An 18,769-nucleotide genomic window follows, 5' to 3' on the forward strand; every position below is an offset into this window, starting at 1 on the left:
CGTTGCGGTGGGCGTGTGTCGGGCGGCGCGTCTCGCCCAGCGGAATGCTCGGGGGCCCGGCGGAAGTTTTCCTACGCTGGGCCCCATGGCCCTCACCTTCGAACTGGACCCGCCCGGCGGGCCCGCCCTGCGCGACGGCGTCCTCTCCCTGTGGGCCGACGTCAGCAACGCGGGCGGTTCCGTGGGATTCGTGCCGCCCGTCACGGTCGACGACATCCGGCCGGAGTGGGTGAAACACCTCACCGCCATGGCCGAGGGACGGATGCGGCTCCTCGTCGGACGCGACGAGGACGGCGAGATCGCGGCCACCGCCTTCCTCGCACACAACGATCACCGCCTGATGAGGCACTGGATCTGGCTCTACACCGTCATGGTCCACCCCTGTCACCAGGGCAAGGGCTACGGGCGCGGGCTGATGGCCGAGGCCGCGGACGTCGCCCGCGGCCTCGAAGGCGTGGAGGCGATACGCCTCACCTGCCGCGGCGGCACCGGTGCCGACCGCTTCTATGCCGCCTGCGGGTACAAGGAGGTCGGCCGCGTGCCGGGCGCGATCCGCGTCGCGGAGGGCGACGACCGCGACGATGTCATCATGCTCCTGCCGCTGAACTGATCTTGCGGGCCGCATGCTTCACTGGACAGGCACCCGAAGTCGTACCAAGGAAGAAGGCCCGCCGTGTCCGCAGGAAAGTCGAGCGCCGCCATCCGGTACACCGCGATGCGGCTCGCGATCTTCGTCGGCTGCTTCGTCGTCGTCGCCGCTCTCGTCCAGGTCGGCGCCCTGCCCAAGGGGCTCGGCGACGCCAACTTCGCCTGGGTGGTCCTGCTCGCCCTGGTACTGTCCGCACCGCTGAGCTTCGTGCTCCTGCGCAAGCAGCGCGACGCCATGTCCGAGCAGATCGTCACCAAGGTGGACAAGGCCAAGGCGCGCCTGGAGGCCAACCGATCGCAGGAGGACGGCGTCACGCAGTAGCGCGTGCGCCGTACGCGGGGCCACGTCGCCTGCGCGTGGCCCGCCGGGGCCGTGGGGGTCCCCAAGGGGGAGCGTTGAGGTTCTGACCCGGCATCACAGCGGCGCCGCGCATTCGCGCACGGGCGCCGCACCCTTGTTCCCCTCCTTCGCCGTCCCGTTCGGCGCCACCGCCAAGATGGACGGCTGCGCCGCGATCTGCCCGGCACTCGCCGCGGTCTTCATCGCGCAGATCTTCGACGCGCAGCTGGGCATCAAGGAGTACGTGCTGATCGCGTTCGTCTCGGTCGTCGTCTCGGTCGCCACGGCGGGCCTGACCGGCGCGACCGTGATGCTCACCCTGACCCTGTCGACGCTGGGCCTCCGCTGGAGGGCGTGGGTCTGCTGATGACGATCGACCCGGCCTCGACATGATGCGGACCGTCACGAACGTGCCGGCCAGGCGCTGGTCCCGGTCCTCTTCGCCGCCCGCGAGAACATCCTCGACCGTCACGCGTACCGGACGGCGACGTCCTAGCCGATCGACGAGCCGAGGTGAGCGACGCCGAGGTGAGCGACGCCGGCCGTGAGGCCGCGGTCCCGGTCGCCGTGTAGCGAGGGGTCCCGCAGGACGAAGCCCCACAGGTCGCAGCGCCCCGGAACCGCAGGGATCCGGGGCGCTCGCGCGCTAGCGGGGGCCGGCGGCCGGGGATGAGTGGCACCGATCACATCAGGACGATCTTTCTCTTCGCCGTCCTGCGGCGTTCGGTCGGTGCTTCTGTCGGGTCGTAGTCTTACGGCTGAGCAAGGGGACGGGGCGGGGGAGGAACGTCGACAATGGGTGCGGTGAAGGGCGTGAGGGCCAAGCGCATGCCGCGGGCCGTGCGCGAGCAGCAGATGATGGACGCCGCCGTGCAGACCTTCGGGCAGCGGGGCTACCGGGCCGCCTCGATGGACGAGATCGCCGAGCTCGCCGGGGTGTCCAAGCCGCTCGTCTATCTGTATCTGAATTCCAAGGAAGAGCTGTTCACCGCCTGCATACGGCGGGAGGCCAAGGCTCTGACGGAGGCCGTGCAGGCGGCCGTCGAGCCGGGCCTATCGGCCGACCGGCAGATGTGGGCAGGGCTCGAGGCGTTCTTCCGGCACACCGCCGAGAACCCCGACGGATGGTCCGTACTGCACCACCAGGCGTGTACGCACGGCGAGCCGTTCGCTGCCGAAGTGGCGAAGATGCGCGAGGAGATCGCGGCGTTCGTGACGGGGCTGATCGCGGTCGCCGCCCGCCAGGGCATGCCGCCCGCCGCGCACCGCGAAGCCGAACTGGCCGAGCGGGACGTGGCCGGCCTGGCCCAGGCACTGGTGGGCGCCGCCGAGTCGCTCGCCGCGTGGGCGAACGAGACGGGCGGTGTCTCGGCCAAGGAGTCCGCGGGCCTGCTGATGAACTTCGCCTGGACGGGCCTCGACCGCCTGATGCGCGGGGAGCGCTGGAGTCCGCGGTGACGTTCCCTGGGGCCCGGCCCGCCGTCGCCCCCGTCCGGTCGGCGTTCCGCGGCGTCAGGACGGCGGCGGGCTCTCCACCATGACCACCTCGAACTCCTCCAGCGACCGCAGGGTCGCCCGCGCCCTGCTCGTGGCTTCCCCCCGCAGCGCGGCGACGGGACTGCGCGAGGCCGCGAGGCTGTCCTTGTCGGCGTAGAGCGTGCCCACCGCGCCGCGCCCGGCAGCGCGGTCGACGAGGAGCGATCCGCCGAGGAAGCCGGTCATGGTCCGCAGCCGCGGCAGGACGCCGTTCTCGAAGGCGTCGACCAGGGTGTCCGCGTCGGACGGGGCGAAATCCAGCCGGACCAGCCGGAAACGGGCGCCCTCGGGGACCGACTCCGCGCGGGCGGCGACCGCGGCCTCCCAGTTGTCGACCGTCACGGTCGTCGCGAACGACGACAGCACCTGGGCGCGCACCTTCCCCATGCGGTCGGCGCTCGCCTGCATGGCCGCTTCGTCTTCCCACCACGTTCCGGTCACCAGCTTGCCGAGCTCACGGTCCGCGAACATGCCCGCGCCCCGGAAGCCGGGCTCCCCGGTGAGCTGCTGCCTGCCTTCCGTGGTCAGTGCCTGCACGGCCTCGTCGAGCGTGGCCGGATCACCTGTCGCATACGTCGTACGAACGAACATGGCTCCATGCGACGGCCGGTTCGCACAGCAGGCAAGGCGGCACGCGCGTTCGGGTGACAGCCTCACCCTCCGTACGTCATGGCGTGACGTGTACGCGCAGAGATCGAACGGGATCGCGCGGCGGAGATCGACGCGCTGTTCACGAAGCCGCCGACCAGGCGGTAGCGCCCGCTCCGGAAAGGGCAGGAGCCCCGGTCCGTACGGAACGGGGCTCCTTGGGTACTGCTGAGTCGTGCGCGATCGCCGACCCTGGCTGACTAGGCCGGGGTGACGTTCTCCGCCTGCGGGCCCTTCGGGCCCTGGGTGACGTCGAAGTTCACGACCTGGTTCTCCTCGAGGGAGCGGAACCCGGACGCGTTGATCGCGGAGTAGTGGACGAAGACATCCGGGCCGCCGCCGTCCTGGGCGATGAAGCCGAAGCCCTTTTCAGCGTTGAACCACTTGACGGTTCCGGTAGCCATAAGCCCTCCTATGGGCCAAAGGGTTGCCCTGCTCCAGAACCTGCAAGAAGTCTGAAAACTACAAAAGCCTGCGGGTTACATGCTCCGCAGGCTCTGTACTGCAAGGGAAACCAAACTGCAACTTGCGTTGAGCCTAGCACGCAGCGTGCGCGCAGCGGTAGAGGGAAAGATCACGTCACCCGGACGTTTGATTCCGGCCCGCTGCGCTGACGAACCGCAGCTCGGACCGGCCGCACGGACGCCATCGCGCGGCCCCGGCGGGTACCGCCCCCGGACCCGGGGGCTAGCCTCACGACGTGGACAGTCACGGTGAAAGCACAGCAACAACCGCCAGCCGTCGCAGCCGGCCGCGGGTCGGCCACATCCAGTTCCTGAACTGTCTGCCTCTTTACTGGGGCCTTGCGAGAACGGGAACTCTTCTCGACCTGGAGCTGACGAAGGACACCCCGGAGAAGCTCAGCGAGAGCCTTGTGCGCGGTGAACTCGACATCGCGCCGATCACGCTCGTGGAATTCCTTCGCAATGCCGGCGAGCTCGTCGCATTTCCCGACCTCGCGGTCGGCTGCGACGGCCCCGTGATGTCCTGCGTGATCGTCTCCCAGCTGCCGCTGGAGCAGCTGGACGGGGCACGGGTCGCGCTCGGGTCCACCTCCCGCACCTCCGTGCGCCTCGCCCAGCTGCTGCTCGCCGAGCAGTACCAGGTGGCGCCCGACTACTTCACCTGCCCGCCGGACCTCGGCGTGATGATGCAGGAGGCGGACGCCGCCGTCCTCATCGGCGACGCCGCCCTGCGTGCCTCGCTGCACGACGCGCCCCGTCTCGGGCTGAAGGTCCACGACCTCGGGCAGATGTGGAAGGACTGGACCGGGCTGCCGTTCGTCTTCGCCGTGTGGGCGGCCCGCAAGGACTATCTGGCCCGCGAGCCCGGCGTCGTGCACCAGGTCCACGAGGCCTTCCTCGCCTCGCGCGACCTGTCCCTGGAAGAGGTCGGGAAGGTCGCCGAGCAGGCGGCGCGCTGGGAGAGCTTCGACGCGGAGCTGCTGGAGCGCTACTTCACGACGCTGGACTTCCGCTTCGGCCCCGATCAGCTCGCGGGCGTACGGGAGTTCGCGCGCAGGACGGGACCGACGACCGGCTTCCCGGCCGATGTGCACGTGGAACTGCTCGACGGCCACCGCTGACCCACCTCACCGTGGGCTCCTCGACCGGTGCCGATGCCCCTACCTCCCGGTGGCTGCTCGGCCGGTGACCGCTGCGCCGCTCAGGTCGGCCTCCTTGAAGGCCACCGCCCACCCCCTAGGCTGTTGGCCGACGGTCTCTGCCAGGGCCCTGGCGCCAGGACTGACGGGGGAGTCGAGATGCAGCCGCTGGATCCGGGTGAGCCGCGCGTCATCGGTGCGTACCGGCTGCTCGGCAGACTGGGCGCGGGCGGGATGGGCCGCGTCTACCTGGGGCGCAGCGCCGGTGGCCGCACGGTCGCGGTGAAGGTCGTCCATCCGCATTTCGCGCTCGACGACGAGTTCCGCGCGCGCTTCCGGCGCGAGGTGGCGGCCGCACGCAGGGTCGGCGGTGAGTGGACCGCTCCCGTGCTGGACGCCGACCCCGACGCACCCGTGCCCTGGGTCGCGACCGGATACATCGCGGGTCCTCCTCTTTCCCGGGCGGTCACCGACCACGGACCGCTGCGTACGTCCTCGGTGCGCGTGCTGGGCGCGGGGCTGGCCAGGGCGCTGGTCGCCGTGCACGCCCTGGACCTCGTGCACCGGGACGTGAAGCCGTCGAACGTGCTCCTCACCCTGGAGGGGCCGCGGCTCATCGACTTCGGGATCGCCCGTGCCACCGACGGCACGGCGTCGCTCACCTCCACCGGCGTCTCGGTGGGCTCGCCGGGCTACATGTCGCCCGAGCAGATCCTCGGCAAGGGCGTCACGGGCGCTGCCGACGTGTTCTCGCTCGGTGCGGTCCTCGTCTACGCGGCGACGGGCGAGGCCCCCTTCGCCGGCGACTCCTCGGCCGCGCTGCTCTACAAGGTCGTGCACGAGGAGCCCGAACTGGGCGCTCTGGACGGCGGCATACGGGAGCTGGTGAGCGCCTGCCTGGCCAAGGACCCGGCCGCCCGGCCGACGCCCGCCGAGGTCGCGGACCGGCTCGATGCCGGCGGCGGGACCGGCTGGCTGCCGGGCCCGGTCGTGGAGGAGATCAGCCGCGCGGCGGTGGACCTGCTGCACCTGGAGTCCTTCCCCGTGGAGCCCTCAGAGCTCATGGAGCCCGTGGCGGCGGCCGACCCAGCCGCGCCGGCCGCACCGGTGGCATCCGACCCGGCCGTCTCGGGCCCGGTCGCCTTCTCCAGCCCCGCCCTCGGCGTCTTCGGCCCGCCGGTCGAACCCGACCGGGCCGCCGCGCAGTGGGGCATGCCCTCGGCCGGCCCCGACGCCGCCACGTCGTCCGGCACGCAGGGCCCGCCTCAGGGCGGAGGCTTCTCCGTCTCGGCGGCCGGCGGCCGCAAGGGCCGCCGGATCAGCTGCACGCTCGCCCTCACAGTGGCGGGCGCGCTCGCAGCCGTCACCGTCGCCGGCGGCTTCGTCCTCGACCTCTGGCCGGGCCGCGGCGCCGACGGCAGCGAGGGCTCGAACGACGCGGCCCAGCCGCCGCCCGCCGCGACCGCCCCCTCGTCCCCGGGGCAGGTGGACGCGGTGCCCGCGGAGTTCGTCGGCACCTGGAGCGGCCCCGCCACCGAGCGGTCCGGCCTGCCGCACGGCACCGTGACCGTGACCTTCACCCCGGGCAGGAAAGGCCAGGACGTCGTCCACAGCACCAACTCCATCTCGATCCTGGACGTGAGCGTGGAGTGCTACGGCGTCGGCCGGCTGGTGTCCGGCACCTCCCGGATGCTGCGCGTCGAGGAGCGCACCGATCCCAAGCGCAAGGGCACGGCCGGCAAGTGCACCGGCGGCAAGGCGCTGTTGGTGTTCACGCTCGCCGACGACGGCACCCTGCGCTACCGCTCCCAGGAGGAGGCCGCGGGCACGCCCACCGCGACGCTCACGAAGCTGGAGCGCTGACTGCCTACCGCGGCGCTCACGGAGCTGGAGCGCTGACCGCCTACCGCGACGCTCGCGAAGCGGGTGCGCTGACCGCCTACCGCGACGCTCACGAAGCGGGTGCGCTGACCGCCTACCGCGACGCTCACGGAGCTGGAGCGCTGACCGCCTACCGCGACGCTCACGAAGCGGGTGCGCTGACCGCCCGTCGTGACGCCCACCGAGGTGAGGGGCCGCCCGGCCACGGGACGCCGACCGGCCACGGGACGGGGAGGCCCGCGGCCGGGCACCGGGGCCGTGGCGTAGCCTGGATCGGTCCGTTGATCCGCAGAAAGACCGCCGAAGGGTGACGCCCGGTGACCGAGAAGGCCGACGTTCAGTCCGTCCTGGACCGTGCCGCCGCAGGCGGGCGGATCACAGCCGAGGAAGCGCTCGACCTCTACCGCTCCGCGCCCCTGCACGCGCTGGGCGCCGCCGCGGACGCCGTGCGCCGCCGCCGGTACGCCGGCACGGAGCACATCGCGACGTACATCATCGAACGCAACATCAACTACACCAATGTCTGCGTCACGGCCTGTAAGTTCTGCGCCTTCTACGCCCCGCCGAAGGACACCGCCAGGGGCTGGACCCGCGACCTCGACGACATCCTGCGCCGCTGTGCGGAGACCGTCGAGCTCGGCGGCACACAGATCATGTTCCAGGGCGGCCACCACCCCGACTACGGCGTCGAGTACTACGAGAAGCACTTCGCGGCCATCAAGAAGGACTTCCCGCAGCTGGTGATCCACTCCCTCGGCGCGTCCGAGGTGGAGCACATGGCGCGGATCTCCGGGGTGTCGGTGGAGGAGGCGATCTCCCGCATCCACGCGGCCGGTCTCGACTCCTTCGCCGGCGCCGGCGCCGAGTTGCTGCCGGAGCGTCCGCGCAAGGCGATCGCCCCGCTCAAGGAGTCCGGCGAGCGGTGGCTGGAGATCATGGAGATCGCGCACGGCCTCGGGGTCGAGTCGACCTCCACGATGCTCATGGGCACGGGCGAGACCAACGCCGAGCGGATCGAGCACCTGCGGATGATCCGCGAAGTGCAGGACCGCACGGGCGGCTTCCGCGCCTTCATCCCGTATACCTACCAGCCCGAGAACAACCACCTGAAGGGCCGTACGCAGGCGACCCTGTTCGAGTACCTGCGCATGATCGCCATCGCGCGGCTCTTCCTCGACAACGTCGCCCACATCCAGGGCTCCTGGCTGACTACGGGCAAGGAGGTCGGCCAGCTGTCGCTGCACTACGGCGCCGACGACCTCGGCTCGATCATGCTGGAGGAGAACGTCGTCTCCTCGGCGGGCGCAAAACACCGCTCCAACCGCATGGAGATCATCGACCTGATCCGCAGGTCCGGCCGTGTCCCGGCGCAGCGGACGACGACGTACGAGCACATCGTCGTGCACGAGGACCCCGCGGACGACCCGGTCGACGAGCGTGTGGTCTCGCACTTGTCGTCCACGGCGATCGAGGGCGGGACGGCGCATCCGGAGCTGAAGCTGCTCAGCGCCAACTGAGGCCGCCTTGCAGACGATCCACGCAGCCGACCGGGTCCTCGACCGCCCCGAGGGCGCGGACGCGGACGCCGTGGCCGTGGACGGCGGGCTGATCGTCGCGGCCGGCCCGTACGAACGGCTGGTCGCTGAGCGTCCGCAGGCGCGGGTGCGCCGCTGGCCCGGGCTGCTGCTGCCCGGGCTGCGCCATCCGCAGGCCGTCCCGCTGCTGGAGGGCGCCTACCACCCGGACCCGCGGGAGGCCGGCGAGCTGGGCACCGAGCCGCTGACGGGCGATGCCCTGGAAGCGCTCGCGATGGACGACACGCGCTGGGGCGCGAGCGCCCGGCGCGGTCTGCAGCGGCTGATGGCGCACGGTGTCACCGCACTCGACGGGCCGTTCACGCATCCGGCCGTGCGGACGGCGGTGGCGCGGTCGGGGCTGGGGGTGCGTGTCCCGCTGAAGGGCAGCCGCCACGAGGTGACGGCCCTCGCCCTCGATCCCCTCGTGCACTTCCCGCTGAACGCGCTGCTGGACGGCGACCTGAGCGTCGGTGCCCCCGCCGCGTTCGCCGTCTTCGACGTTCCGGTGGGCGAACTCCCGGACCACGCACTGCGGTTGCGGGGTACGGGCAGCTGCGTGGCGACGGTCCTCGGCGGCCGCCTGGTGCACCGCGCCCGCTGAGCCGACGGCCCTCTGGTGCACCGCGCCCGCTGAGTCGTCGGCCCCTCTGGTGCACCGCGCCCGCTGAGTCGTCGGCGCCCCTCCCGTCCACCACGCCCGCTGAACCGCCGGCGCGGCGGCGCTCGACGCCTCCGTACGGGAGTGGCCGAGCGAGCGGATCCGCGGCTCGAAGGCGCCGGCGTACGTGGTCGTCGCCCGGCTCGGTCATGACGCGGCAGGCCCGTACGAGGGCGGACCCGAGGTGCTGCTCGCGTTGGCGCACGACCGGCTGGGGTCGACGGCGTCCGCCGTGATCACCTTGCGCAAGGGTGCGCCCGGCCCCGGGAGGCGGGCACGGGGCGTCCGCCGGGCCGTTCGCCGGGGCGGGCTGCTTGAATGGGGCCGTGATCCGAGCAACCCTGGACAAGCAGCCGCACGAAGTCGCCAAGATGTTCGACGACGTGGCGGCGAACTACGACCTCACCAACGACGTGCTCTCGCTCGGCCAGGACCGGCGCTGGCGCAAGGAGGTCGCCAAGGCCGTGGACGCGCGCCCGGCGCAGAAGGTCCTCGACCTCGCGGCCGGCACCGGCACCTCCTCCCTGCCGTTCACCGCCACCGGCGCGTACGTCGTCCCGTGCGACTTCTCCCTCGGCATGCTCCGCGAGGGCAAGAAGCGCCACCCCTGGCTGCCGCTGACCGCGGGCGACGCGACGAGGCTGCCGTTCGCCGACGACGTCTTCGACGCCGTGACGATCTCCTTCGGGCTGCGCAACGTGCAGGACACCGACCAGGCGCTGCGCGAACTCCAGCGCGTCACCAAGCCGGGCGGCCGGGTGGTCATCTGCGAGTTCTCGCACCCGACATGGGCGCCGCTGCGCACCGTGTACGAGGAGTACCTGATGCGGGCCCTGCCGCCCATCGCCCGCGCCGTGTCCTCCAACCCGGACGCGTACGTCTACCTCGCCGAGTCGATCCGCAGCTGGCCCGACCAGCGCGCACTCGCCCGCAGGCTCCAGCAGGCCGGCTGGACGAAGGTCGCCTGGCGCAATCTCTCCGGCGGCATCGTCACGCTGCACCGCGGCACCAAGCCGCTGTAGGCCGCCGACGTGGACCACCAGTCGATCGCCGTGGACTACCAGGCGGTCCTGGAGCAGATCGCGCAGGACATCGCCCCGCTCGTCGGCAGCGGTCGGCCCGCGGAGTACATCCCGGCCCTCGCCGATGTCGAACCGCACCGCTTCGGCATGGCCGTCGCCGACCTCCAGGGCAATGTGTACGGGGTGGGGGACTGGCGGCACCCCTTCTCCGTGCAGTCGATCACCAAGGTCTTCACCCTCGCGCTCGCGCTGGCCGCCGGCGGCGACAGCCTGTGGCAGCGGGTGGGCCTCGAGCCCTCGGGCAACCCCTTCAACTCGCTGGTGCAGCTGGAGTACGAGAACGGCATCCCGCGCAACCCGTTCATCAACGCGGGCGCCCTCGTCGTCACCGACGCGCTCCAGACCCTCACCGGCGACGCCAGCAGCGAACTGCTCGGATTCCTGCGGGAGGAGAGCGGCAACAAGGACCTCGCCTTCGACCCGGAGGTCGCCGAGTCGGAGTCCGCGCACGGCGACCGCAACGCCGCGCTCGCCCACTTCATGGCCTCGTATGGCAACATCACCAACCCCGTCCCGGCCCTCCTCGACCACTACTTCTGGCAGTGCTCCATCGAGATGAGCTGCGCCGATCTCACGCGCGCCGCCCGCTTCCTGGCCCGGCACGGACTGCGCGCGGACGGCTCGCGGCTGCTCACCCGCAGCGAGGCCAAGCAGATCAACGCGGTGATGCTCACCTGCGGTACGTACGACGCGGCCGGCGACTTCGCCTATCGCGTCGGTCTCCCCGGCAAGAGCGGGGTCGGCGGTGGGATCGTGGCGGTCGTGCCGGGGCGCTGCACGCTGTGCGTGTGGAGCCCCGGGCTCGACGCGCGGGGCAACTCGGTGGCCGGGGTGGCGGCGCTGGACAGGTTCACGACGCTGACCGGGCTGTCGGTCTTCTGAGCGGGGAACCGGGCGGGTGGCAGGATGAGTCAGTTGCTTACGTCTTCCCTGTCGCGAGTCAACTTCCGTTCCCGCTCACCGTTTTCGGAGTCTCCCCATGGCGTCGTACTGCGGCCACTGCGGTGCCCCATCCCCGGATGAGGCCCGTTTCTGCATGAAGTGCGGAAAGGAGCGCGTGCCCGAGACCGCCCCGCCGCCGGTTGCCCCGCCCCCGGCACCCGTGCCGCCCCCGCCGGCGTACGGACCCGCTCCTGCTGCCGCTTTACCGGTCGCCCCCTCATCCATCGCCCCCTCACCCGTCGCCGCCTTCGCCGGGCGGGCCCTGCGCGGCGACTGGGCGGCATCGGTACGGGCGGCGCTCTGGCCGACCGGGCTGCTGCTGGTGCTCGCGACCGCGCTGGCGGTGCCGTCGTACGGGCAGGAGGACGAGGTCGTCGTCGGCTGGAGCGACCGGCTGCGGATCGCCCTCGCGCTGCTGATGCAGGGCCTCGGCGGCGGGTTCGAGCTGACGGCGGCCGACGGGGCCGGATTCGGCACCGGCGGCTCGTCGTCGGACGGCGGACGCTTCTCCTGGGGCCGGAGCTCGGACGGTTACGGTGACGGCTCCGGATTCCCCGGTACGGACGCGGTCGCGCAGGGCAGCGCGTCGCTCTCGCTCGTCCCACTGACCGTGACCGTGCTGTGGATCGCCGCGCTCTACCTGGGCGCGCGGATGCTCCGCTCACAAGGCGCGGGGCTCGACGCCGCCGTACGCGTCTCCCTGTCGGTCACCGCCGCCGTCCTGGTGCTCGGCCTGTTCGCGCAGCCCGAGATCGCGGGCATCGAGGTCTCCTCGTCCCCGCTGCTCGCGGCGCTCGGCGCGCTGGTGCTCTCGGCGGCCGTGACCGCCGGGGTGCTCCAGCGCGACGACCTCGCCGGCTGGCTGGCGCAGCGCCCGGCGGCCCGGTCCACGGTCCGTGCCTTCGGCACGGCGGTCCGCGCGCTCGCGGTCGTGATCGCGCTGTGCGCGCTGGTGGGTTTCACCGTCTACGCGAGCAACGACGACGTGGACGGAACGGCCCTGCTGATCGCGCTGCCGCTCCTGCCGAACGTCGGCTTCACGGTGCTCGGCCTGAGCTGGGGAGTGCCCGTGACGTACGACGTCCGGGGCGATGTCGGCATGTTCGGCTCGGGCGCCGAGCACGGCGGCTTCGGCCTCGGTGAGATCTCCGAGGTGTGGGGCGGCGGCGCGGTGGCGGGCGTGGTGGGGCTCGGCGTCGTATCGGCGCTGATCCTCGGCGTCTGGACGGCGCGCCGCTCGGCCGACCGGCGCGAGCAGTTGTTGGCGGGAGCGTTCGCTCTGGGGCTGGTACTGCTGTTCACCGGGGTCAGCGGTGTCTCGACCCGACTGGCGGGCGCGCTCGCGGACTTCAGTGGCCAAGGCGTCAGCGAGATCGCGCCGAGCGTGCCGGACGCGCTGCTGTTCGGGCTGCTGTGGGTGGGCGGTGCGACCTTCCTGGGCCCGTACGTTCTGCGGCTGGTGGGGCAGCAGGCCACGGTCCCGCCCGCGACCCCGTACGGTGCGCCGCCGTACACCCCGGTCGTCCCTGGCATGCCGACGACCACCCCGCCCACGCCGTACACCGCCCCGTCGCATGACCAGGCCACTGCCCCGCCCACGCCGACGACCACCCCGCCCGCGCCGTACGTCGCCCCGGCCCACGACCCGGCCGCCGCCCCGCCCGCCCCGCCCGCGCCGTACGTCGCCACGGCCGCCGCGCACGACCCGTACACCGTGCAACTCGGTGCGTCTGCGGCGGCGCCCGACGCATCCACCCCGGGGCCGGACGGCGCGCGCCGGCGCCGGGTCGTCCTCGTGTGGACGGTCACGCTCGTCGCCGCGTTCGTGGTCGGCGGAGGCGCCATGGCCGGAGCGCTGATCTGGCAGGACAAGCAGAACAAGCAGGACAAGGGCGGCACTGTGCCCGCGGCGCAGGGCACGCCACCGGCGAAGACCCCCGACGCCAAGCCGAAGGCCACACCCTCCGCCACACCGTCCGCCACGCCCTCCGCCGCACCCACCGATGCGGCCACCGGCTCCCCGTCGGCCGCCCCCGGCGGCGACGGCACGCTCCCGGCCGGGTTCACGCTGCGTCAGGACCCCGCCGGGTTCACCGTGGCGGTCATGGAGGGCTGGACGCGCCGGCCGGCGGGCAGCCAGGTCTTCTACGAGGCGCCGACCGGCGGCGACTACCTCCAGATCGGTGTCGTCCCGAACACCCCGATGAGCTCGTACGAGAACTTCACCGGCCTGGAGAAGAAGCACCTGGCGAACGCCGAGAGCGACTACCGTCGCCTGCGGCTGGAGCGGAACACCTTCCAGGGCCGCCCCGGCGCGATCTGGGAGTTCACCCATGTTCCCGAGCCCGACGAGGGGGGCCTCGTGCGCCATGTCATCGATCAGGCCTTCGTCGACGAGGACGGCACCGAGTACGCCGTCCTCGTCGCCGGCCGGGCCGACCGCTGGGACCCGGAGAAGGACGTGGTGTTCGCGACGGCCATCGACACGTTCAGGGCCGGCTGACTGAGGCAAGCTCCAGCCGGAAGCAGAGTGCCTGCTGCTTGGACACCGGAGTCGTGAACGTCTCGGTGAGCTCCATGCCGAGCCGCCGGGCCAGCGTGATGGACCGCTCGTTGCGGGAGTTCACCATCGCCACCACCCGCTCCACCCCCGCCGCCCGTACCCGCTCCACCGTGGTGCGGGCGGCGGCCGTCGCACAGCCCTTGCCCCAGGCGGAACGGGCCAGCCGCCAGCCGATCTCGATCTCGCCGACCGGGCCGAAACTCTCGTGCGGCCACGGCTGTGCCCCGGTGAAACCGATGACCTCGCCGTCCTCGTCGAGGATCGTCCAGAAGCAGAAACCGCGCTCGGCGTCGTGCTTGCGCTGCCGGGCCGTGAGCTCTTCGTACTCCGACAGCTCGGCCGACCTGCCCCCGTGGAACTCCATGACCTCCGGGTCGTCGAACACCCGGTGCCAGGCCAGGGCGTCCTCGTCGGTGGGGACGCGCAGCTGTACGACGGGGAGCGGCCTGCTGCTCATGTAAGGAGCCCTTCGGTCGGCGGATCTGTTCGCCCCCATAGACTGCCCCTGTCCTGTGCCGTTCGGTACGCAATATCGAATCGAATCCTCGGGAGATCCCGCCGTGACCGAAGCCCTCACCGAGCACACTGCCGATGTGATCGTCGTCGGGGCAGGCCCGGCCGGCTCCACGACCGCGTACCACCTCGCCAAGGCCGGACTCGACGTCCTGCTGCTGGAGAAGACCGCGTTCCCGCGCGAGAAGGTCTGCGGCGACGGCCTCACCCCGCGCGCCACCAAGCAGCTCGTCTCGATGGGCATCGACATCTCGGAAGAGGCCGGCTGGCTGCGCAACAAGGGCCTGCGGATCATCGGCGGCGGGGTGCGCCTCCAGCTGGACTGGCCGGAGCTCGCCTCGTACCCGGACTACGGACTGGTCCGCAAGCGCGACGACTTCGACGAGCAGCTGGCACGGCAGGCGCAGAAGGCGGGCGCGCGGCTGTACGAGCGCTGCAACGTGGGCGCGCCGGTCATCGACGACCGCACCGGCCGGATCACCGGCGTGCAGGCCAGGCTCGGCGAGGACAAGACCCCGGTCACCTTCCACGCCCCCCTGGTCGTCGCCGCCGACGGCAACTCCTCGCGCATCTCCCTCGCTATGGGCCTGCACCGCCGTGAGGACCGCCCCATGGGCGTCGCGGTCCGTACGTACTTCACCTCCCCGCGCCACGACGACGACTACCTGGAGTCGTGGCTGGAGCTGTGGGACCGGCGCGGCCCGGGCGAGGACCGGCTGCTGCCCGGCTACGGCTGGATCTTCGGCATGGGCGACGGCACGTCCAACGTGGGCCTGGGCGTGCTCAACACCTCCGCGTCCTTCAAGGAGCTGGACTGGCGCGAGGTGCTGAAGGCGTGGTGCGCCTCGATGCCGGCGGACTGGGGCTACACCGAGGAGAACATGACCGGCCCGATCCGCGGGGCGGCCCTGCCGATGGCGTTCAATCGCCAGCCGCACTACACCAAGGGCCTGCTGCTCGTCGGCGACGCGGGCGGCCTGGTCAACCCGTTCAACGGCGAGGGCATCGCGTATGCGATGGAGTCCGGCCAGATCGCGGCGGACGTCATCGTCCAGGCCCACGCGCGCCGGACCCCCGCCCAGCGCGAACTGGCCCTGCACCGCTACCCGAAGGTCCTCAAGGACACCTACGGCGGCTACTACACGCTGGGCCGCGCGTTCGTGAAGCTGATCGGCAACCCGAAGGTCATGAAGGTCGCCACCCAGCGCGGCCTGACGCACCCGCTGCTGATGAAGTTCACGCTGAAGATGCTGGCGAACCTGACGGACCCGACGGGCGGCGACGCGATGGACCGCATCATCAACGGCCTGTCGAAGGTGGCTCCGCGTTCGTGATCCTTCAACCGGGATCACGGGGAACTCCGCTGGTCCGGGCTGCCGTTGCGCGGCGACGGGCGCAGACGTGAGCCGCGTACAGCGGGAGCAGTTGGTACTCCTGCGTGACTCGGCGAGCACTGCGGCTGTCCTGCGGTCCCGCTGACTGGCGCTCTCGTTCGCGTTCGTAGCCGGCCTCGGGTGCTTCGGGGCATCGGGGAACCGCCACCCCGCCCGTCGCCGGTGCAGGCGGGGAATTCGACGAAAGTCCGATGGCCGGTCGAGGCGACGGCATACGCTTGCCCCACGGGGACAGCGGGGGAAGCAACTGCCGAGGCGGGGGATGTCTGGCAACCAGAGCGCGAGCGGCGAGCGACGGCCGGAGGAGTCCGATTCCGCCGTCAGCATGCGGGGGAGAGCAGAGACGTCGGGCTCCGTGCACCAGGCCGGGGGCGGACAACTCAACCTCAACAGCAGCAACAACAACGTCTTCTACCTCCCCCCACCCGGCCACTCCGCAGCCGCGGCAGCCGCCGACGGCGCTGCCGCCGACCGGTCCCGGGCCCACCGCAGGAGACACATCGTGCTGGCAGCGGCCATCGCCGCGATCGTCGGCGCGGTGGCCACTTACGCGGTGATCGATGGCCGGATCCCGAGTGGCACCAGCCGTCAGCCCGACTCCTCACCCGACGGCACGCCGGGCGGCGGCCCGCAGGTGGGTGGCGACCGACCGCGGGCAACCGGTCCCACCGCCGAACCGGAGGAAGAGACCGGCGCTCCGAGCCCGTCCTCCGCGCGCCCCGAGCCCTCGGTCCAATGGAGCGGCATCATGGTGCTCGGCCTGGAGGGCAAGGAGCTGGACGACGGCCAGCCCACCAAGCCGTCGCAGTTCGACTACGGCGATCTCGGTCTCGGTCTCGGGTCGCGCGCCAGCGGCGGTCTCGATGTATTACCGGGCAGCGCCGGGGCCGTGTCGCTGTGGCGGACCGACGGAGAACTACCGGATTACGGGAGCTGCGCCGGCACGGTCGAAGCCGCCGCCGCCTCCTCCGTCCCCGTGCGACCGGGCACCGTCCTGTGCGTGAAGACCGACGGCGGCCGGGTCGCCCGCCTCCGGGCGACGCGGACCCCGGAAGGGGTCATGCCCACCGTGGAGTTCGACGCGGTCGTCTGGGGTCCTCCACCCGGCGCGTCCGCGGACCGCTGAACCGGCCGGACACGGTGCAGCCCGCCTACCACGCCTCTCCACATGAGCCCCATCGACGACCATGCAGAAATGTCATTCCTGGAGGTTGACATGGATCCACTGGCAGCGGCCGCCGCGACCGCCCTGGTCGGTGCGATGGCCACCGACGCCTGGCAGCAGGCGCGCACCTCCGCCGTGGAGTTGTGGCGGCGCGTCCACCCCGAGCGGGTCCCGGCCGTCGAGGCCGAGCTGGCGGAGGTACGTGCCGAGGTGCTGGAGGCGCGACAGACCAACGACCCCGAAACCGAAGGCCATCTCGCTTCTGACTGGCAGCGGAGGCTCCAGCGGTTGCTGCGGGACGATCCCGACCTGGCACGTGAACTCCGCCGTGTGCTCGACGAGGAGCTGACCCCGCTCCTGCCGATGGCGGAGGACCGGTCACACCGCGGCACGCTGGTACAAGAGGCAAGAGCCTCGGGCGGCAGCCACATCTACCAGGCAGGCGGCGATCAGACGAACATCCACCGCTGAGCCGTCGACCGGGCGGAGCGGGCCGCGCTCGCGGGCCGCGTCACCTCCGGGAGCCGCGGGACTCACCTACGCCGGCACCCCGCCGGGGCCGGCTCGTGCAGGACTCCCCGGGCGGCCGGCGGCGGTCGCCGTCGGCCGCCCGGTCCGGTCGCCTCAGCGGCTCGTGTCCGCGGGCGGCGCGCCCATGACATAGGCACGCAGCCCGGTCCGCTTGCCCAGACCCGGCAGCGGATGGGCCGGCCATGCGCGGGCCCAGGCAGGAGGACGTCCCTCCTCGCCCACCAGGACCGCGACCGGCCGGTGGCGCGCCATGGCAGCGAGTTCCTCCGGCGTGATGCTCTCGTCGTGGCCGCTGCGCTGCCGTGAGGCGCAGCCCGCCCGGAACGCGATGCGGATCGCGTCCGTGCCGCTGACCACGCAGGGCGGGCGCACGCCGAGGGCGTTCAGTTCGGCGGCGATGCGCCCGAGCTCGGCGGTGTCGCGGCGCACCCGGTCCGCCGCGCTGTCGACCACCCGGTACTGCACCGCCAGATGCGCGGCCAGGGCCGCGGCGACGAACCCGACGGCGATCCGGCGTCCCCACGGCCGGGGACGGCACGCCCGGACCAGGCCGTACGCGACGGGCAGGGCGAGCAGCGCGTAGGCGGGCAGCAGGAAGCGCGGCGCCGCGTAGCCGACGGTGAACAGGTAGGGCGCGGCCAGGGCAGCGCCGGCCACGGTCGCCACGACCAGCTCCGCGTGGTGGCGGCGGGCGCGGGAGGCGGCCCACAGGCCGGCCGCCACGAGCAGCGGCAGCGCGAAGAACCACAGCGCGGTGGCAGGACGCCGCCAGGGCACGTCGCAGGGGCGGCACAGTATGCGCCCGTCGAGGGCGCGCACATGGTCGTCGACGGAGAAGTACCAGCCGAGCCGGCCCTGGATCTCGCTGGCCCGGTCCAGCCGTGTCCCGAGACCGCCGTACGAGACGTACGCTTCGGCGATCCATTGGGCACAGCCGGCGGCCACGCCCGCCGCGAGCAGGACGAGCAGCAGCGGCCACCGCCAGGCCCGCATCACCACTGCCGCCACCGCGAGCGGCAGGGCCAGCCACACCGCGTCCGTGGGCCGCATCAGCGCGGCGAACGCCACCCCGGCGGCCATGCCGGCCGGCGCCCATCGGTCGCTCGGCTGCTGGGCGGCGCGCAGGAAGCAGCCGACCGCGACGAGCGAACCGTAGGCGACCCAAAGGTTGGGCATCGCCTGCGAGGCGTAGAACATGGTGATCCACAGGCTCGCGAACAGCGCTCCGGCCATGGCCAGTACGGGAGCGGGCAGCAGTCGGCGCCACACCCACAGGGCGAGGAACAGCCCGCAGCCGGCCAGCACTGCCATGAACACGCGCAGCGCCGTCACGGAGGTGGTCAGCGCCGCGACGGGGGCGACAAGGTAGGTGATGCCCCGGGCGCGCGGCGCGCTGAAGAACGCCGCGGGGGCCTGCGGGCTCACCTGGCTGACGTACACCGACTCGTCCCAGCCGAGCCCGAGCCCCGGCGCGACCAGGGCGAGGTGGACGAGCGTGAAGGCGGCGGAGACGGCCGCGAGCCACGGCAGGGGACTCCCGGAGGCGGCCGCGGCCACCGTGCCCTGCCGTGCCGCGACCACCGCACCGACCGGCGTCTCGCCGATCACGTCTGTTTTCCGCATGGAAGTCACGCTGCCGCCGGCCGCGGTCCGGTGCGCGTGCCGGTCCGGCACTCGGCCCAAAGAGC

The 18,769-nt window shown here is 72.3% G+C and carries 17 protein-coding genes and 1 pseudogene; 14 read left to right on the forward strand and 4 right to left on the reverse strand.

What is annotated here, in order from left to right:
• The first annotated feature begins 85 nt into the window (after positions 1 to 85).
• The 4 genes and pseudogenes from ACH5AF_RS19415 to ACH5AF_RS19430 all read left to right on the forward strand — a co-directional run bounded on the left by ACH5AF_RS19415 (position 86) and on the right by ACH5AF_RS19430 (position 2,446).
• Positions 86 to 610, forward strand: coding sequence for a GNAT family N-acetyltransferase (locus tag ACH5AF_RS19415; protein WP_398902861.1), 525 nt, complete (start codon positions 86 to 88; stop codon positions 608 to 610).
• Positions 611 to 673: 63 nt separating this feature from the next.
• The gene (locus ACH5AF_RS19420; RefSeq protein WP_398902862.1) at positions 674 to 970 is read left to right on the forward strand and encodes a DUF4229 domain-containing protein; all 297 of its coding nucleotides are present in this window, start codon (positions 674 to 676) and stop codon (positions 968 to 970) included.
• Positions 971 to 1,109: 139 nt separating this feature from the next.
• Positions 1,110 to 1,484, forward strand: a pseudogene (locus ACH5AF_RS19425) (cation:dicarboxylate symporter family transporter); the annotation flags it as partial.
• 299 nt (positions 1,485 to 1,783) lie between these two features.
• Positions 1,784 to 2,446 (forward strand): TetR/AcrR family transcriptional regulator, encoded by a 663-nt coding sequence (locus ACH5AF_RS19430; protein ID WP_398902863.1) that lies wholly within the window; start codon positions 1,784 to 1,786, stop codon positions 2,444 to 2,446.
• Between the two features lie 54 nt (positions 2,447 to 2,500).
• On the opposite strand, the gene ACH5AF_RS19435 is transcribed toward ACH5AF_RS19430, so the two are convergent.
• Both ACH5AF_RS19435 and ACH5AF_RS19440 read right to left on the reverse strand, forming a co-directional pair.
• Positions 2,501 to 3,115, reverse strand: a complete 615-nt coding sequence (locus ACH5AF_RS19435; protein WP_398902864.1) for an antibiotic biosynthesis monooxygenase — start codon at positions 3,113 to 3,115, stop codon at positions 2,501 to 2,503.
• A 257-nt stretch (positions 3,116 to 3,372) separates the two neighbouring features.
• Positions 3,373 to 3,576, reverse strand: coding sequence for a cold-shock protein (locus ACH5AF_RS19440; RefSeq protein WP_003967102.1), 204 nt, complete (start codon positions 3,574 to 3,576; stop codon positions 3,373 to 3,375).
• A 296-nt stretch (positions 3,577 to 3,872) separates the two neighbouring features.
• Here ACH5AF_RS19440 and ACH5AF_RS19445 point away from each other — a divergent pair, with 296 nt between their 5' ends.
• The 7 genes from ACH5AF_RS19445 (at position 3,873) to ACH5AF_RS19475 (ending at position 13,418) form a co-directional block, all read left to right on the forward strand.
• On the forward strand, positions 3,873 to 4,757 hold the full coding sequence (locus ACH5AF_RS19445; RefSeq protein WP_398902865.1) for a menaquinone biosynthetic enzyme MqnA/MqnD family protein: 885 nt from the start codon (positions 3,873 to 3,875) through the stop codon (positions 4,755 to 4,757).
• A 177-nt stretch (positions 4,758 to 4,934) separates the two neighbouring features.
• Entirely contained in the window at positions 4,935 to 6,638 is a 1,704-nt protein-coding gene (locus tag ACH5AF_RS19450) for a serine/threonine-protein kinase (RefSeq protein WP_398902866.1), read from the forward strand.
• 335 nt (positions 6,639 to 6,973) lie between these two features.
• On the forward strand, positions 6,974 to 8,173 hold the full coding sequence (gene mqnC, locus ACH5AF_RS19455) for a cyclic dehypoxanthinyl futalosine synthase (RefSeq protein WP_398902867.1): 1,200 nt from the start codon (positions 6,974 to 6,976) through the stop codon (positions 8,171 to 8,173).
• A gap of 7 nt (positions 8,174 to 8,180) precedes the next feature.
• On the forward strand, positions 8,181 to 8,834 hold the full coding sequence (locus tag ACH5AF_RS19460; protein WP_398902868.1) for a hypothetical protein: 654 nt from the start codon (positions 8,181 to 8,183) through the stop codon (positions 8,832 to 8,834).
• Between the two features lie 383 nt (positions 8,835 to 9,217).
• Positions 9,218 to 9,913, forward strand: a complete 696-nt coding sequence (locus ACH5AF_RS19465) for a demethylmenaquinone methyltransferase (RefSeq protein ID WP_398902869.1) — start codon at positions 9,218 to 9,220, stop codon at positions 9,911 to 9,913.
• Positions 9,914 to 9,943: 30 nt separating this feature from the next.
• Positions 9,944 to 10,855, forward strand: a complete 912-nt coding sequence (locus ACH5AF_RS19470; protein ID WP_398903030.1) for a glutaminase — start codon at positions 9,944 to 9,946, stop codon at positions 10,853 to 10,855.
• A gap of 175 nt (positions 10,856 to 11,030) precedes the next feature.
• Entirely contained in the window at positions 11,031 to 13,418 is a 2,388-nt protein-coding gene (locus tag ACH5AF_RS19475) for a hypothetical protein (RefSeq protein WP_398902870.1), read from the forward strand.
• Here the strand turns inward: ACH5AF_RS19475 and ACH5AF_RS19480 are convergent.
• Positions 13,405 to 13,935, reverse strand: coding sequence for a GNAT family N-acetyltransferase (locus tag ACH5AF_RS19480; RefSeq protein WP_398902871.1), 531 nt, complete (start codon positions 13,933 to 13,935; stop codon positions 13,405 to 13,407). The genes ACH5AF_RS19475 and ACH5AF_RS19480 overlap by 14 nt on opposite strands.
• A gap of 103 nt (positions 13,936 to 14,038) precedes the next feature.
• Between ACH5AF_RS19480 and ACH5AF_RS19485 the strand changes: the two genes are divergently transcribed.
• The 3 genes from ACH5AF_RS19485 to ACH5AF_RS19495 all read left to right on the forward strand — a co-directional run bounded on the left by ACH5AF_RS19485 (position 14,039) and on the right by ACH5AF_RS19495 (position 17,021).
• Positions 14,039 to 15,325: a geranylgeranyl reductase family protein gene (locus ACH5AF_RS19485; RefSeq protein WP_398902872.1), complete on the forward strand. Its 1,287-nt coding sequence runs from the start codon at positions 14,039 to 14,041 to the stop codon at positions 15,323 to 15,325.
• Positions 15,326 to 15,710: 385 nt separating this feature from the next.
• Entirely contained in the window at positions 15,711 to 16,511 is an 801-nt protein-coding gene (locus tag ACH5AF_RS19490) for a hypothetical protein (RefSeq protein WP_398902873.1), read from the forward strand.
• Between the two features lie 90 nt (positions 16,512 to 16,601).
• Positions 16,602 to 17,021 carry a hypothetical protein gene (locus ACH5AF_RS19495; protein WP_398902874.1) on the forward strand — a complete coding sequence of 140 codons (420 nt, stop codon included), beginning with the start codon at positions 16,602 to 16,604 and terminating at the stop codon, positions 17,019 to 17,021.
• 153 nt (positions 17,022 to 17,174) lie between these two features.
• Here ACH5AF_RS19495 and ACH5AF_RS19500 read toward each other — a convergent pair whose 3' ends face one another.
• Complete coding sequence (locus tag ACH5AF_RS19500) at positions 17,175 to 18,704, reverse strand: hypothetical protein (RefSeq protein WP_398902875.1); 1,530 nt, start codon at positions 18,702 to 18,704, stop codon at positions 17,175 to 17,177.
• Positions 18,705 to 18,769: the final 65 nt, after the last annotated feature.

This window comes from Streptomyces sp. NPDC018833, from assembly GCF_044390825.1.
Taxonomy (GTDB): Bacteria; Actinomycetota; Actinomycetes; order Streptomycetales; family Streptomycetaceae; genus Streptomyces.